This is a genomic window from Streptomyces sp. 147326 (genome assembly GCF_045000215.1).
Lineage (GTDB): Bacteria > Actinomycetota > Actinomycetes > Streptomycetales > Streptomycetaceae > Streptomyces.
The window spans coordinates 408,790-422,212 of record NZ_CP134201.1; the positions used below are offsets into that span (position 1 = coordinate 408,790).

Genomic DNA, 13,423 nt, shown 5'->3' on the forward strand with positions numbered 1-13,423 from the left:
CGGGAGCCGGGTGATGGGTGTGCGTGCGTGATCAGTGGTACGGAGAGTGCTCAGGGGCAGGTGCGTACGCCGTCCAGCCATGCGGCGCCCTTGATGTAGATGTTGGTGATCCATGCCCCGTAGTCGGGCAGGTAGGACCAGGCGTCGTTGGTGTAGCCCTCCGCCGTGACCGGTTCGGCGTGCTTCTGGCACTCGATGCGCACCGTGGTCGGGCCGGGGAACCGGTGTACCCGCGGGCTGGTGGTGGACGGCTCCTTGTGGGTCCACACATCCGTGCCCCACGTGCTGAACGTGCCGGGTGCCGCCGCCGGCGCGATGCGGACCGCTCCCGCGTAGTCCCCGCCCAGCCGTACGTCGCTGACGGTGATCCGGGTGCCCGACTCCCGGGCCTCGACCATCTTCCCCGCGCCCAGGTAGATCGCGATGTGGTGGATGGAGCCCCCCGACCCCCACGCCAGCAGGTCCCCCGGGAGCAGCGGCCCGGTCCCCTGGGCAGCCGTGAAACGCTGCTCCACCTGCGGCGAATGGAACTGGTGGTACGCGTTGCCGGACAGCGGGTCGCCGCCGGCCGCGCGGGCGTAGGCGTAGCGGACCAGTCCCGAGCAGTCGAAGCCCAGCCGCTCCGGGTCGTGTGCGCTGTCCGGATCGCTCGGGTCGACCTGGCCGTACGTGGGCCCCGGCTGTTGCCCGTGGCCGCCTCCCCAGGTGTACCAGACGCCGATCTGTTCGCACGCGGCTCCTACGGCCCTCTCCGCCACGGCGGAGGCCCCGGGCGCGAGCACGCCGCACGCCCCCGCCGCCCCCGCCGCCTTCGGTGCCGAGGCCGCCGTGACGCTGCCGGCACCTCCCCACGTGGCCAGGAGGGTGAGCGCCGCCACCGCCGCCACCGCCGTTCTCCGCATCGCCATGTCCGGGTCCCCCGTCCCTGCCACGCGGTGTCCCGCGGGGCGTCATGCTCGTCGTTGTCTTCGCGGCCTGCTCGTCGTACGGAGCACGTACCGGCCGTCCGTCGGGCACTCCGAGACTGTGCCCCGCCACCCCTCCGTGTCGAGGAAGCACGCGTCGCCCATCGCAACGGGAAACGGGAAACCTCCGGGAAACCCCCTCCCACCAGTCCCTTTGACCATCCGTCAACAGGCCACTCGGGAGGGCCCGTGACGCCCGCGCGCTCCGCAACGTCCGCGGCCGCCCCGCCTGGCGATCTACCCGACCCCCGTCAGCAGCACCCGGCCCTGGCCCGGGAGACGACGAGGTCGAGGCCTGCGAGCGGGGAGCGCCGGCCCGCGCGGGCGGTACGCACCGTGCCCCGGTCCACCAGCGGCCGGACCATCGGCAGCAGCGCGCCGTCCTCGGCGAGGTACAGCGGCACCGTAGTGGAGTCCGGCCCGGGCCAGATGGCCGACCGCGGCCGGTGTCACGCGCGGCCGGCGCCTCGGCAACGGCGTGCCCCATGCCTCCGTCATCCGGTCCGCGGCCGACCGACCGGGGATGGGCTGGTGGCACGGCCCCGGCCGGGATGGCTGCCGTCACCCGCCGATCCCCACCGTCGGCTCGACCTGGAGAATGCCACGGTATGAACTCTCAGTCACTGTGGGGTCCTCTGGGCAGACCTCTCCGCGCCGTTCGGGGGTACCCGCGCCGTGCGCCGCTGACCCTCGCCTATGTCTGCCTGCTCCTGGTCAGCCACGCCTGGGTCAGCCAAGGACTGTCCGCCGATCGGGCGGCCACCGTGCTGGGCTACCTCAGCACCAACCTGGACAACCTCCAAGATCATCCGTTGTCCGCACTGCTCGGCAGCGCGCTGTTCTTCGACGGCACGCTCACGGATGTCACCTCAACCGACTTCGTGGGTACCTTGATCACCCTGGGCCTCGGGGTCTGCTGCTTCCTGGCCTGGGCGGAGCGCCGGTGGGGAAAGCCGCGCGCCGTAGCCGTGTTCCTCGGCGGGCATGTCGCGGCCACCCTGCTCACCGCCGTCGTCATCACCGTCGCACTGCAGCACGGCTGGTATCCAGCGGGCGTGCGGCAGGCCTTGGACTACGGGGTCAGTTACGGCGCCCAGACCGTGCTGGCGGTCGGCACGCTCGCCTTCCCGCGCCGTGGGCGCCTCCCCTGGGCCGTCTTCGTTCTCGCATGGCCTCTCGGCGGCGCCGACTGGACCGGGCCGCTGCCTGACTTCACCACGATCGGCCATCTCATAGCGGCGGCCCTTGGCTTCGGGCTGTTGGGTGTCCCGGCTCTCAGGCGGCAACGGGTCCGCGCTGCCGGGCTGTCCCCCGCTACGAGCGACTTCGGGGTGCACCGAGGCGCCGTTCCGGAATCGACGTCGCCGGCTGCCGGAACAGGGACACCTCCATCGGTCTGAGCTCCAGCGACGACGAGTGATCGACGGGATCCGCTGGCGGGTGCGGACCGGGGCCCCGTGGCGGGACTTGCCGGACGAGTACGGTCCTTGGCAGACGGTCTACGGGCTACACCTGGCGCGACACCTGCCGTGATCTGGGCATCAGCCCGCGATGGACCAGGCCCTGACGGCCGCAGACCAACGGCAAGGTCGAACGCTTCCACCGCACCCTGCTCGAGGAATGGGCCTACCAGCAGCCCTACACCTCAGACGCCGAACGACAGACCGCGTTCACCGACTGGATCGACTGGTACAACTACCACCGACCCCACACCGGCATCCAAGGCCAAACACCCGCCAGCCGCGTCACCAACCTGTCCGGACAACACACCTAGGCAGTGGACATGGTGTACCTGCCGCGGGGCTGGTGGTCGGCCCTCGCTGGCACCGAGGGTCGGTGGCCTTCCGCGCGCTCCTGCCCCACCAGTAACCGCGCTCGACATCGCCGGGCTGGCCGGGGACAGCGGCCGGAGCGGGCACAGGCAGGATGACGGCGGCAGTACCGCCGAGGGGTGTGCAGTCTTCGCCCCCCTCAGTCGGTTGAGTGACCTGCAGCGTCAAGTGTCCGGTTGAGTTGGTGGAGGTGGTCGGCGGCTTCGGATGTGCGTGGGTTGTTGAGCCGGACGAGCGAGTCGTGTGCGGCGGTCAGGGCCGCGTGGGCTTCGTGGTGGCGCGTGAGGTGGCGCAGGACGATGCCGAGGTCGAGGCGGGCCGGTTCGCTCCAGGCGGGCATCTGCGCTGCCTGGAAGTGGGTGAGTGCGTAGCTCAGGGGGCGTTCCGCTTCGTTCCATCGGTGGAGGGCGGCGAGGTCGTTGCCGATGTGCTGGCGGGTTACGGCGAGGTAGAGGCCGATCAGTTCCTGGGGCTTTCCGGGGACGCCGGCTTGGCAGATGGCTTCGCTGCGTCGGTGGATGGTCAGGGCTTCCTCGGCGCGGCCGGTCTGGCGCAGGTGCTGGCCGAGGGTGTTGAGGACGGTGAGTTCGGCGAGGCGGCTCTGTGGGCCGGTCTGCCTGCTGAGGTGGTCGGCGGCCTCTTCGAGCCAGGTGATGGATTCGCTGGTTCGTCCGAGCCGGTGGAGCGCGCCGGCGGCGTAGCCCAGGGCCCAGCCGACCTGGAGCTGGTCGCCGCTCTCACGCGCTGCGGCCAGGGCCGCCTCGACCTTGTCGAAACCCGATCCGGCGAAGGTGTGCTCCTTCAAGAAGGTCAGGGACGTACCGTCAGGACTGGCCCACCTCCCAACCAGTTGTTCCTGCGGAATCTCCGTCGAGTGGATCGCTGCGCCTAATACTCCAGCTGTAGATCGTGATCTTGCTGGTGGGGCCTGTAAGGGAACGCGCGCGGCCGCTGTTGATCATCGTCGGTGTGGACTGACGACGAGACGGTGGCCACTCCGCAGCGTAGATCCTGCACGTTCACTGTCGGCCGGCATGCCGTCGGGCACCAGCAAGCGGTCCGGACCTGCCCTCGGACCGGACCGCTCACCGCGTGCTACTCCTCGCTAGGCCGCTTGGCCCGCCGGGTGGAAGTTGATGCGTTCACGGACGACGGGGAAGCCAGCCTTGGCGAAGTTCGCGGCCATGGGGAAGTTGGCCTGGTCCGTCGCTCCGCTGACGAACTCCGCGCCCTGCTCGACGAGGAGGTGGGTGCACTCCGCGAGGAGGTCGTAGGCGTAGCCGCGACCGCGCTGTTCCGGGACGACTCCGATGAAGCCGATCGTCGGGCCGGAGGGGTTGTGGGCCGGGATGTGGATGCCGGCCAGGTCGCCCTCCGGCGTGTGTGCGATCTGCCACCATTCCCGTGGGGAGGGGCACCAGTGGAAGAAGTCGAGTTCCTCCTGGGCGGCCTGGTCGAGGCCGCCCTCCTCGATGGCCCTGAGCGCGTGGGCGTCCAGGGTGGCGGAGTGGATGCGGCGCAACGCGTCGAAGAACACGGTGTCGTCGGGTTCGGCGCTGAAGCGCAGGCGTCCGGGCCGCTCGGGCAGACCTCGCTCGGGGGTCCAGCGGTACAGGAATCGTTCCACCAGGAGTTCGTACCCTGCGGCTCGTGCGGCGGCGAAGCGCGCCTCGGCTCCGGCGCGCAGGTGGGTCTTTTCCCGCCAGCCGCCGGGCAGGTTGATCTCGAGTTCGACCTGCCAGGGAGCGGAGCGCAGGAGTTCGGCCCCGGCCTCCTCCTCGCCCTCGGCCACGTCGAACCAGTTGATGTTGACGGGCTCCGAGTCGTCGGGGCCGCCCCACCACGCACCGCGTGCGACGACCTCGCCGTCGCGCAGGGCGACGCGCTTCCAGTCGGGGCGGAACCGGGTACGCCGGTGGCCTTCACCAGCGCCGAGGGGGTCGGGGTGTGCGTCGAAAAGATGTGCGTCGCTCGCGGAGAGCGCGCGGATGACCGTATCGGTCATGGATTCCTCCGGGATACAGGCTGCTAGGAGCGCTCCCGGTCAGAACTGACGAGCTACGCCGGGATAGCGGAAGAGGGAGCGCTGGAAAGGTGTGAACTGCACGGCACTCGCCTCCTTCCATCCATCTCAGGGCGTGAAGCCACACAGTACGTGATCTTCCGCGGGTCCGTCCACGGATTTCCGCGCCCCTTGAAGGAGGGGTTCGCGGGACGATGCAGAGCGCTCTCAAAGGCCCGCGGGGCCGTAAGCGGACTGCAGTGCTCCAGCTGTGTGGATTGTGATCTTGCTGGTGGGGCCGTTACGGGAACAGATGCGGCAGCCGTTGATCATCGTGGGTGTGTGGACCGACGACGAGACGGTGACCACTGGTCACAGCATAAATCCCGCACGTTGGCGGGAGGCGTTTGAGGTGGCCATGGGGCGCATCGCGGGCCGGTTCGCCCGCTATGAACCTCGCCTACGGGCCGGGCGGTTGGTGCTGGGCCTGCTGTCGGCCCTGCCGCGCAAGAACTGCAGGACGATCGCGGAGCGGGCCGGCGAGGCAACCCCGCACGGCATGCAGCACCTGCTGTGCCGGGCGTCCTGGAACGCCGATGCCGTCCGCGACGACGTCCGCGAATACGTCGTCGAGCACCTCCACGCCGATGCCGCGGTGCTGGTCGTCGACGAGACCGGCGACGTGAAGAAGGGCACCCACCCCGTCGGGGTCCAACGCCAGTACACAGGCACCGCGGGACGGATCGAGAACTCCCAGGTCGCCGTCTACCTTATCTACGCCGGCGCCCGGGGACACGCGGCGGTGGACCGGGAGCTGTACGTCCCGCGCTCCTGGACGCGCGACCCGGACCGCTGCCGGGCGGCAGGGCTCGGCGAGGAAACCGTCTTCGCAACCAAGCCGGAGCTGGCCCGCACGATGATCGAACGGTTCATGGACGCCGGACACCGCGTGGACTGGGTGACCGGAGACGAGGTCTACGGAGGCGACCCGAAGCTGCGATCCGCGCTGGAAAAACGCGGCATGGGGTACGTCCCGGCGGTGGCCTGCTCGACCGAAGTGACCACCAGCGCGGGCATCATCCGGGCCGACGCGCTGGTCCAGAAGGTGCCCAGGTGTGCCTGGCAGAAGCTGTCCGCTGGACGCGGCGCGAAGGGACAGCGGTTCTACGACTGGGCTGTCATCGAGCTCGCCAACCCGACACCAGGCCACCGCCAGTTGCTGATCCGCCGCAACCGCACCACCGGCGAACTCCCCTACTACCGTTGTCATTCCACCCGGCCAGCGCCACTGACCACCCTGGTGAAGGTAGCCGGATCAAGGTGGCGGGTGGAAGAGACCTTCCCAAGCGAGAAGGGGCTGGCGGGGCTCGACGAGCATCAGGCTCGCCGCTACCCCTCCTGGGCCCGCTGGGTCACCCTCGCGATGCTTGCCCACGCCTTCCTCGCAGTGGTCCGCGCCAACGAACTCGGCCGCCGCCAAGGACCAGCCGACCTGATCCCGTTGTCTCCGACCTCATAGGCGCGGCGGCCCCACGAGACGACCGTGCACCGCTTGGGCTCGAAGGCCGCGCAGGGGACGGACATTCACCCCGGTCACGCCGGAATTCGCGGAGGACGGCGTGGACGACCTGCTGACCGGCAGGGGTGCGGTGGGGCCGTCCGGGACGGGGCCGGGCGTGCAGAGAGTGAGTCCCTCGACGACTCGACGGGGGTACGCACATGGAGATCACCGTCCAGTGGATACGGACGTCCTGGACGAAGGAGTCCCGGGGAGGAGAGGCCGCCTCGCGCAGGAACGCGGCCCCGGTCGGCTTCGCTCTCTCGCACGATGCGGCCTCCTTCGCCCATGCGATTCGCATGCATGAGCGTGATGGCTTCAAGCCGAATGACAGCCGGGAAGACCTGAGCAAGACGGACCCGTGAACGCCGACGCGTTCCTGTCGAGGCCCACCGTGTTCATCGACGAACAAGGGTCGCTCCGAGAACCCCGTCCTGAACTGAACCTCGACGACGGCCTCGGAGACGATGTGCCACCGAGGCCGAACCCTGCCGATAGCCCTCACGCAATGTCTTCCTGCACCCACGACCCGTGACAAAGCCACCCGTCCGCGCTTCCTCGCTTCCTCACCGGGCCGTCTCCTTGAGCTGCACGGGCGATCATGCCGAGGAAGCAGTCGTGCCCTGTCGGGAGCCGGGCAAGACGCCGACGGCTCCGGGCGTCCCGGCGAGCCGATCAGCTGCGAGGAAGCCCGCCGGGTGCTCACCGAGGGCATCGAGCCGTGCCCGTACTGCAGCCCCGAGATTCCGCTCGGCACGACCGGCTGCCCCGTCGTGTACGTGGACGGGTCAGCTGCGGGTACGTTCGGTTGTACGGGGTGCGGCTCTGGCCATCAGGGCCGCGACGGGGGCCGCACCCCGACACCGCCCGCTCCTGCGACCGAACCATAGGGGTCCGCTCGTACGTCCATATCGCAGACTCGCCCGCCCAACCTCTCAGCCGGCAGCCGCAGCCGCACCCTCCCCGAGCCCGGCGCGTAGGCGGTCACGTCCAGACGCAAGCACCTCCAGCGCAGCGGGTGGCGAATACCGCAGGTATGCGATAGCCGATCTACGACGCCGTGGAGCGGCAGCGGCTCGACCAGGGGCCGTGAAGTACCCCGCCGGGCCAGGCACGTCGTGGCGCCGCCGACGAATATCGGCCACGTGTTCCGCCGCGCCTGAGCTGTGCACCTCACCGCGGCCGATACAGCCGCTCACGCAGATCCAGCAGGAGCAGCGGTGTCCCCGCGACCACGGACAGCTCGGCCGGCAGAGTACGGATGGCCGCATCGTCGCCGTCACGCACCCCTGAACGATGCGCTCGACCGTCTCCAAGGCATCGGGGATCCATGCCCGCCCCGGGCACGGTGCCGTCCGCGCCTGGCCGGGAGTCGGGTGCCATCCATGTCGTCCGGGTGCATCCGCAGTGATCGGGATGGACGCTGGGAGAGGGCTCGGGAGCCGGCGACCGAGCCGACGGTCAGCGAGCACGCAGGGGAAGTGATCGGCATGACTCACCGTTCTCGGACACCGCGCCTTGTGACGCTCTCGGTCTCCGTGGTCCTGATCGCAGGAGGTGTGCCGGGTTCCGCCACCGCGTTCGCCGCCCCCTCCGCCCCAGCGCCGCTGCACGTCACGGCCCTACCCGCTGCGCCCGCCGTGGAATGGGTGGAAACCACCGATCCACCCAGCGGCATCACCGCCGAGCTTCCCGGGAAGGCCACCGTCCGGAAGGCGACCGTTTCCATCGAAGGCAAGGAGGTCGACGCGCGCGTGTACCTCGTGGACACCCCGGACGGGGCGGTCGGCTTCGCCGTCCACGACATGCCGGGCGACCAGTACCCGCTCGAGGACAATCTCCAGCGCGTTCTCGAGTCGTACATGCAGAACACCGCCGAACCTCTGACCAGCAGTAACGTGCACAAAGTGACATTCGACGGCCGTCCTGCCCTCGACGCGCGACTGACCTCCGAGACAGACGGTGAGCCTCTCGCCGGCTTCATTCGCCTCATAGCCGACGACACGCACCTCGTCCAGGCCCTGACCCTCGGCCCCAAAACCCACGAGAAGGCACTGAAGGCCCTGCACGAGCGGCTCCTCAACGACCTCCGCATCCCCTGACCCCAGACCCCGGACCCCGCGGCGCCCGCCGTCGTCAGATGTCGCCGCTCCACACCTCAGGGCCGCCCCCCTCCCACCGGATCGGCCCGTCCTCGGACAGCTCCACATCCTCCAGCCCGGCCCGACGCAAGAACTCCGCCACGTCCCCCAGTGTGAACGCCCGGCCCAGGTCCGCGTCCACGCCGAGCGCGTGCACCGTGACCTTCCGCCCGCCCTGCGCCGACACGGGGTGAATCACGATCTCCGTCTGGTCCGCCATGAACCCAGAGTGCAGCGGACCCGCCAGCACGGCATCCGGGACTCACCCCAGCGCGCCGAGGGCTCCCCCACGACCATGGCGGCGGGTGACGGCGGGCGTCGCCGGTCCGAATACTGCGCCATTCGGCGCCTGGGAGGCGCGCAGGCCGTCGACCACCTTGTGCGGCGTATTCGCCGCTGACGTCTGCCGCTCCAGGGCGCTGTAAGTGATCTGGGATGATCGTTCGGTGAGTGATGCGAGGGGGCAGGCCGCGGAGGCCGTTGAGTCACATGTCCGGGCGTTCTTCGAGGGGCATTCCGTTGAGGTGGTCGAGTACGACCTCGGGCCGGAACGGCGAGAGGTCGTAGCCGACCTGCGCGTTCTCGTCGTAGCGCCCGGCCCCCGCAGCGACAGCTGGGCCTATGTGACCGCCGGGTGCTGGGCCGCGATGGAGGAGGACGGGCACGGGCTCGAGTTCGTCATGACCGCCCACGTCCGTGACCAGCGGTTCATCGAGCTCATGGCGATGATCGCCTACTACCACTGTGGAGGGCATCGGCTCGACCTGGAGCACAGCATGCCGATCGGTGAACCGTGGGTGCCGGGTTCGACCTGCGACCACCTGCTGATCAGCCTTCCTTATCTCCACGGGCCCGATCTCGAACACTGCCCGCTGCCCCAGGGACACGTCCGGATCCTGTGGACCCTGCCCGTGACGGCCGCCGAGATCGAGTTCCGCAGGGGCCAGGGTCACGAGGCGTTGGAGCAGCGCTTCGAAGAGGCAGGGATCATTCCCACCGACCCCTTCAGGGCATCAGTCGTCTGAGGCGCCGGCTTCCGCCTGGCCGCTCTCGCGGCGGTTCAGGTGACCGGCCGCCGCGGGGTGTGTTGGCAAGCTCGGCGAAGGGCTGCTGGTACGGGGCTCCGTATGCGCCTGTGCTGTCGGCCGGCAGCCGGTGAAGGTGCTGCCTGCCGACACTGATCTCACCCATGACCTACTCCCGCGTTCTTCAGGGGCCTGGCGGCTCCTGACCCTCGCCTTCGACGCTATGAGGCCGGTCTGACGGTCTTGGGATCCGGCCATCAGTCCGTCGCAGGTTCCGTCGGCGCGGCGTCCGGGCCGATGAGGTCCTGCGGGAGCGGCGCCCCGGTCGGGCGAACCCCCTGCCCAGGGTCAACCCTCGTAGCGGGTAACCAGGGTCCGTGCGGTCGCGGCGATGCGGTCGCGCAGTTCGGCCGGCGCGATGACCTCGACATCGGTGCCCAGGCGCAGGAACTCTCCGTGGGCATGGTCGATCGACTCGATGGGCACCCGGGCCTCCGTCCATCCGTCACTCGTGGGTGTCACGCCGAGGCGGCGGGCGCCCTCCGGGGTAAGCCGCACCAGGGCCTCCCCCGTGTGCAGCCGTGCCCGGAAGTCGGCCAGATGGCTGTGCCAGTGCCCGGCCAGGTCGAACCCGTCCGGAATGACGAACTGCTCCTCCAGCGGCCGGAGTCCGAGGATCTGGTCGACCCGGTAGGTGCGGATCCCGGACGGCCCGCCCGCGACCAAGTACCAGCGGCCGGCCTTGAGTACGAGCCCGTACGGCTCCACCCGCCGCTCGATCTCCTCCGGCGCCCGCCAGCGCCGGTACCTCAGTACCACCGCCCGCCGCGCCCACACCGCGGCGGCGACCGAGGCGAGGTGAGGCGTACGGTCGGCATCGCCGTACCAGCCGGGGGCGTCGAGCAGGAAGCGTTCCTGGATCCGCCCGGAGTACTCGCGCAGCTCGGTCGGAAGGGCGGCCCGCAGCTTGAGCTGGGGGGTGGCGAGCGCCTCGCCGAGGCCGAGCTCGGCGGCGGCCCCGGGGAGCGCGGCGAGGAACGCGGCCTGCGCCTCGTCCGCGGTCAGTCCGGTGAGCCGGGTCCGGTAGCCGTCGACCAGCCGGTAGCCGCCCTCGTGTCCAGCCGCGCCGTACAGCGGGATGCCGGCGGCGGCGAGCGCCTCGACGTCCCGGTAGACCGTACGGACGGAGACCTCCAGTTCCCCGGCCAGCTCCTGGGCCGTCATCCGGCCCCGGTTCTGGAGCAGTAGGAGCAGGGTGACCAGTCGGCTCGCGCGCATTCCGCACAGTATCCACTGACAGTGGATGTCAGGGGAAGCGCCCTAGCCTGCGACACATGGACGACTTCGACTTCCTGCACGGCTCCTGGGACGTGGCCAACCGCCGTCTCACCGCACCGCTCGGCCCAGGCCCCGCCACCTGGGAAGAGTTCCCCGGTCACGCGGTGGTCCGGCCGCTGTTCGGGGGCGCCGGCAACATCGACGAGATCACCTTCCCCACGCTCGGCCGCCAAGGCGTGACCCTGCGGCTGTTCGACCGCGAGACGGGGCGCTGGTCGATCCACTGGTCCGACAGCCGGATGGGCCGCCTGGATCCGCCGGTGGTCGGCGGCTTCACCGGCGACCGCGGGGACTTCCACGGCGAGGACACCTACGACGGCCGCCCGATCCGGGTGCACTTCACCTGGTACCGCCTCGGCCCGGACACCGCCCGCTGGCAGCAGGAGTTCTCCTCCGACGACGGCCGCACCTGGGAGCTCAACTGGACCATGGACCTCACCCGCACCGGGTGCGCTGGCGCATGAGCATCGTCGAACTCCGGCAGTACACGCTGCACCCCGGAGCCCGGGAGACGCTGATCGACCTGTTCGAGCGCGAGTTCGTGTTCGGCCAGCAGTCGGTCGGCATCACCGTCGGCGGCCGATTCCGCGACCTGGACGACCCGGACCGCTTCGTCTGGCTGCGCGCGTTCCCCGACATGACGCGCCGCCGGCGCTCGCTGGAGGCTTTCTACACCGGCCCGGTCTGGCGGGAGCACCGGGACGCGGCCAACGCCACCATGATCGACAGCGACGACGTCCTGCTGCTGCGCGGCCCGGGCTTCACAACGGAGCCGGGCACCCGTGAGGTGGTCGCGACCGTCTGCCATCCGTCCGACGCGGACGCCTTCGACTCGTACGCCGCCCGGCACCTGGGCCCGGGCCATGCGCTGCACCGCACCGAGCACGCCGAGAACGACTACCCTCTCCTGCCCGTCCGCACCGGGGAGGACGTCCGGGTCTGGTTCGGCCCGCCGGAGTCACCCCCCTGGCCGACCCGGCGGCTGCGGCTCGAACCCGTGACGACATAGCCACGCGCTTTCGCGAACGGGTCCGTCCGAATCAGGTCCTGTGGGGACAAGCCCGGTCAATGCGGGGCGGCCTCAGGCCAGACCTGCAGGTCCTTCCCTCCTCGGACTTCCCCTCTGAGGCGCCCTCGACGTCTGCCGCGTGCGACCCGCCTCCCGCCTGGGTCGGCCGGCCGTGCCCGTCCTGGATCCGCCGGACCCGCGCCCAGGCCGTGTCCGAGCGCTTCTGCAGGAGGATCAAGTCAGCCTGGCCGCGGCGCACAACCTATCGGTCCACCGCGGAAGGCTGCGTCGAGGCCGCGCGGTGCCCAGTGCAACCCCGGGGACGACCGCGACGCCCGCTCGGCTTCATCGGCGGCCGGGTCCCAGCGCAGCTTCGTGCCAATACGCGGGTCGATCGCCTCCCGCCTCAAAGGCCACGGCCTCGTTCGGCCGCCGGCGGTGTCCCAGGGACGCGGCGGGGTGGAACAGAATCGCGGAGGGGTGCGGGCGGCCGGCACCGAGTCGTTGACCGGAATACGGAACGAACGCCAGAACGGGGCACCTTGCTCGCTCGACCTGCTCGTCGCGATCCTGGACGCGTGTGCCGACGGCCTCCGAGACGTCGGCCCGGGCGGTCCGGCCGTTCGGACGGCTCAGCGCGTGAGGATGACGCGCCGACGGACCCATAGGTCGCTGGTCGCGGCGGAGAGCAGGAAGTCCGCGACGTCGGCGCGGCTGATCCTCCCGCCGACGCGTCCGTGGGTTCCGTCCAGCGGGATCGTCTTGTAGCCGGCCGTGGTCCGGCGGTTGCCGAACATCACGGGCAGGGCGATGGTCCATTCACGGTCGCTGCGCGCGACGGTCTCATCGGCGATGCCCTTGTCCGCCATGAGCGTGCCCATCAGCAGCTTCGACGCCGCGGTCTGGAAGAGGGACTGGCGCCGGGCGGTGTCGCCCGAGCCGGGAGCCGAGAGCCAGACGAGACGCTCCACGCCGGCCGCGGCCATGGCCTCCAGGACGGGACGGGCGGTGCGGGTGGCGAGAGTGGACTTGCAGTCCTTGCCCGGTCCCAGGGCACAGATGAGGGCCTGGCTGCCCCGAGCGCCTCTTCGACGTCCGCGGCGGTGGCGGCGTCGCCGATGACGACGCCAACGCGTTCCTCGTCGCGCTGCGGCAGCCGGGCCCCGTCACGGACGAGTGCGGTGACCCGGTGCCCGGCCTCGAGGGCCTGCCGCAGTACCTACTGGCCGATGGCTCCTGCGGCGCCGAGGAGGGTGAGCTGCATGATCAGGCCTCTTTCTGTGTGCGGCTGGCCCTTGGGGCAAGGCGCGGCGCCGCGCCCGGAGGGACGGCGCGGCACAGGGGCGTCCGTACACGACGGACCGCGGAGGGCGGCACACGATGTCGGGCAACCTCGGGAACCCCCGCCGGAAGCGTGACTCGGCAAGACGCACCAGGCCGGACTGGTCACGAGCCTAGCGGCGCAGCACTCCGCGCAGCGGGCTCCGCGAACGCGGCATCCGGAGGACGGGGTGATGGGCGGAGCGGAAACCACCGATCGGAGGTCCCCCGAC

14 protein-coding genes and 3 pseudogenes are annotated in these 13,423 nt (G+C 70.5%); 10 read left to right on the forward strand and 7 right to left on the reverse strand.

Going from position 1 to position 13,423, the window contains the following annotated elements; all coding sequences use genetic code 11:
- Positions 1-50: 50 nt before the first annotated feature.
- Together RIU97_RS02020 and RIU97_RS02025 are read right to left on the reverse strand one after the other, a co-directional pair.
- Positions 51-908: a C40 family peptidase gene (locus RIU97_RS02020; RefSeq protein ID WP_404952996.1), complete on the reverse strand. Its 858-nt coding sequence runs from the start codon at positions 906-908 to the stop codon at positions 51-53.
- A gap of 308 nt (positions 909-1,216) precedes the next feature.
- Positions 1,217-1,369 (reverse strand): hypothetical protein, encoded by a 153-nt coding sequence (locus RIU97_RS02025; protein WP_404952997.1) that lies wholly within the window; start codon positions 1,367-1,369, stop codon positions 1,217-1,219.
- 204 nt (positions 1,370-1,573) lie between these two features.
- Between RIU97_RS02025 and RIU97_RS02030 the strand changes: the two genes are divergently transcribed.
- From RIU97_RS02030 to RIU97_RS02040, 3 genes and pseudogenes are all read left to right on the forward strand, one after another.
- Positions 1,574-2,365, forward strand: coding sequence for a rhomboid-like protein (locus RIU97_RS02030; protein ID WP_404952998.1), 792 nt, complete (start codon positions 1,574-1,576; stop codon positions 2,363-2,365).
- 10 nt (positions 2,366-2,375) lie between these two features.
- Positions 2,376-2,468: pseudogene (locus RIU97_RS02035) on the forward strand (transposase); the annotation flags it as partial.
- A 64-nt stretch (positions 2,469-2,532) separates the two neighbouring features.
- Positions 2,533-2,739: pseudogene (locus RIU97_RS02040) on the forward strand (integrase core domain-containing protein); the annotation flags it as partial.
- A gap of 197 nt (positions 2,740-2,936) precedes the next feature.
- Here the strand turns inward: RIU97_RS02040 and RIU97_RS02045 are convergent.
- Together RIU97_RS02045 and RIU97_RS02050 are read right to left on the reverse strand one after the other, a co-directional pair.
- The gene (locus tag RIU97_RS02045) at positions 2,937-3,602 is read right to left on the reverse strand and encodes a tetratricopeptide repeat protein (protein WP_404952999.1); all 666 of its coding nucleotides are present in this window, start codon (positions 3,600-3,602) and stop codon (positions 2,937-2,939) included.
- A gap of 300 nt (positions 3,603-3,902) precedes the next feature.
- Entirely contained in the window at positions 3,903-4,802 is a 900-nt protein-coding gene (locus RIU97_RS02050) for a GNAT family N-acetyltransferase (RefSeq protein WP_404953000.1), read from the reverse strand.
- Between the two features lie 415 nt (positions 4,803-5,217).
- On the opposite strand from RIU97_RS02050, the gene RIU97_RS02055 reads away from it, so the two are divergent.
- The 4 genes from RIU97_RS02055 (at position 5,218) to RIU97_RS02070 (ending at position 8,459) form a co-directional block, all read left to right on the forward strand.
- Complete coding sequence (locus RIU97_RS02055) at positions 5,218-6,318, forward strand: IS701 family transposase (protein WP_404962727.1); 1,101 nt, start codon at positions 5,218-5,220, stop codon at positions 6,316-6,318.
- 200 nt (positions 6,319-6,518) lie between these two features.
- Entirely contained in the window at positions 6,519-6,722 is a 204-nt protein-coding gene (locus RIU97_RS02060) for a hypothetical protein (RefSeq protein WP_404953001.1), read from the forward strand.
- A gap of 102 nt (positions 6,723-6,824) precedes the next feature.
- Positions 6,825-7,247 (forward strand): DUF6233 domain-containing protein, encoded by a 423-nt coding sequence (locus RIU97_RS02065; RefSeq protein ID WP_404953002.1) that lies wholly within the window; start codon positions 6,825-6,827, stop codon positions 7,245-7,247.
- A 600-nt stretch (positions 7,248-7,847) separates the two neighbouring features.
- Positions 7,848-8,459 carry a hypothetical protein gene (locus RIU97_RS02070; protein ID WP_404953004.1) on the forward strand — a complete coding sequence of 204 codons (612 nt, stop codon included), beginning with the start codon at positions 7,848-7,850 and terminating at the stop codon, positions 8,457-8,459.
- A gap of 34 nt (positions 8,460-8,493) precedes the next feature.
- Here RIU97_RS02070 and RIU97_RS02075 read toward each other — a convergent pair whose 3' ends face one another.
- Complete coding sequence (locus tag RIU97_RS02075) at positions 8,494-8,718, reverse strand: hypothetical protein (RefSeq protein WP_404953006.1); 225 nt, start codon at positions 8,716-8,718, stop codon at positions 8,494-8,496.
- Positions 8,719-8,944: 226 nt separating this feature from the next.
- Between RIU97_RS02075 and RIU97_RS02080 the strand changes: the two genes are divergently transcribed.
- Positions 8,945-9,523 (forward strand): suppressor of fused domain protein, encoded by a 579-nt coding sequence (locus tag RIU97_RS02080; RefSeq protein ID WP_404953007.1) that lies wholly within the window; start codon positions 8,945-8,947, stop codon positions 9,521-9,523.
- Between the two features lie 348 nt (positions 9,524-9,871).
- On the opposite strand, the gene RIU97_RS02085 is transcribed toward RIU97_RS02080, so the two are convergent.
- The gene (locus RIU97_RS02085; protein ID WP_404953008.1) at positions 9,872-10,801 is read right to left on the reverse strand and encodes a helix-turn-helix transcriptional regulator; all 930 of its coding nucleotides are present in this window, start codon (positions 10,799-10,801) and stop codon (positions 9,872-9,874) included.
- Between the two features lie 56 nt (positions 10,802-10,857).
- On the opposite strand from RIU97_RS02085, the gene RIU97_RS02090 reads away from it, so the two are divergent.
- Together RIU97_RS02090 and RIU97_RS02095 are read left to right on the forward strand one after the other, a co-directional pair.
- Positions 10,858-11,325, forward strand: coding sequence for a hypothetical protein (locus RIU97_RS02090; protein WP_404953009.1), 468 nt, complete (start codon positions 10,858-10,860; stop codon positions 11,323-11,325).
- Positions 11,322-11,870, forward strand: a complete 549-nt coding sequence (locus RIU97_RS02095; protein ID WP_404953010.1) for an NIPSNAP family protein — start codon at positions 11,322-11,324, stop codon at positions 11,868-11,870. The genes RIU97_RS02090 and RIU97_RS02095 overlap by 4 nt, the downstream gene beginning before the upstream one ends.
- Positions 11,871-12,502: 632 nt before the next feature.
- On the opposite strand, the pseudogene RIU97_RS02100 reads toward RIU97_RS02095, so the two are convergent.
- Positions 12,503-13,086 (reverse strand): annotated as a pseudogene (locus RIU97_RS02100) (NAD(P)-dependent oxidoreductase).
- Positions 13,087-13,423 lie beyond the last annotated feature (337 nt).

Coding starts and splice junctions, on each gene's coding strand:
- RIU97_RS02020 (WP_404952996.1), bottom strand. CDS start 908: ATGGCGATGCGGAGAACGGCGGTGGCGGCGGTGGCGGCGCTCACCCTC.
- RIU97_RS02030 (WP_404952998.1), top strand. CDS start 1,574: ATGAACTCTCAGTCACTGTGGGGTCCTCTGGGCAGACCTCTCCGCGCC.
- RIU97_RS02050 (WP_404953000.1), bottom strand. CDS start 4,802: ATGACCGATACGGTCATCCGCGCGCTCTCCGCGAGCGACGCACATCTT.
- RIU97_RS02055 (WP_404962727.1), top strand. CDS start 5,218: ATGGGGCGCATCGCGGGCCGGTTCGCCCGCTATGAACCTCGCCTACGG.
- RIU97_RS02060 (WP_404953001.1), top strand. CDS start 6,519: ATGGAGATCACCGTCCAGTGGATACGGACGTCCTGGACGAAGGAGTCC.
- RIU97_RS02065 (WP_404953002.1), top strand. CDS start 6,825: ATGTGCCACCGAGGCCGAACCCTGCCGATAGCCCTCACGCAATGTCTT.
- RIU97_RS02070 (WP_404953004.1), top strand. CDS start 7,848: ATGACTCACCGTTCTCGGACACCGCGCCTTGTGACGCTCTCGGTCTCC.
- RIU97_RS02075 (WP_404953006.1), bottom strand. CDS start 8,718: ATGGCGGACCAGACGGAGATCGTGATTCACCCCGTGTCGGCGCAGGGC.
- RIU97_RS02085 (WP_404953008.1), bottom strand. CDS start 10,801: ATGCGCGCGAGCCGACTGGTCACCCTGCTCCTACTGCTCCAGAACCGG.
- RIU97_RS02090 (WP_404953009.1), top strand. CDS start 10,858: ATGGACGACTTCGACTTCCTGCACGGCTCCTGGGACGTGGCCAACCGC.
- RIU97_RS02095 (WP_404953010.1), top strand. CDS start 11,322: ATGAGCATCGTCGAACTCCGGCAGTACACGCTGCACCCCGGAGCCCGG.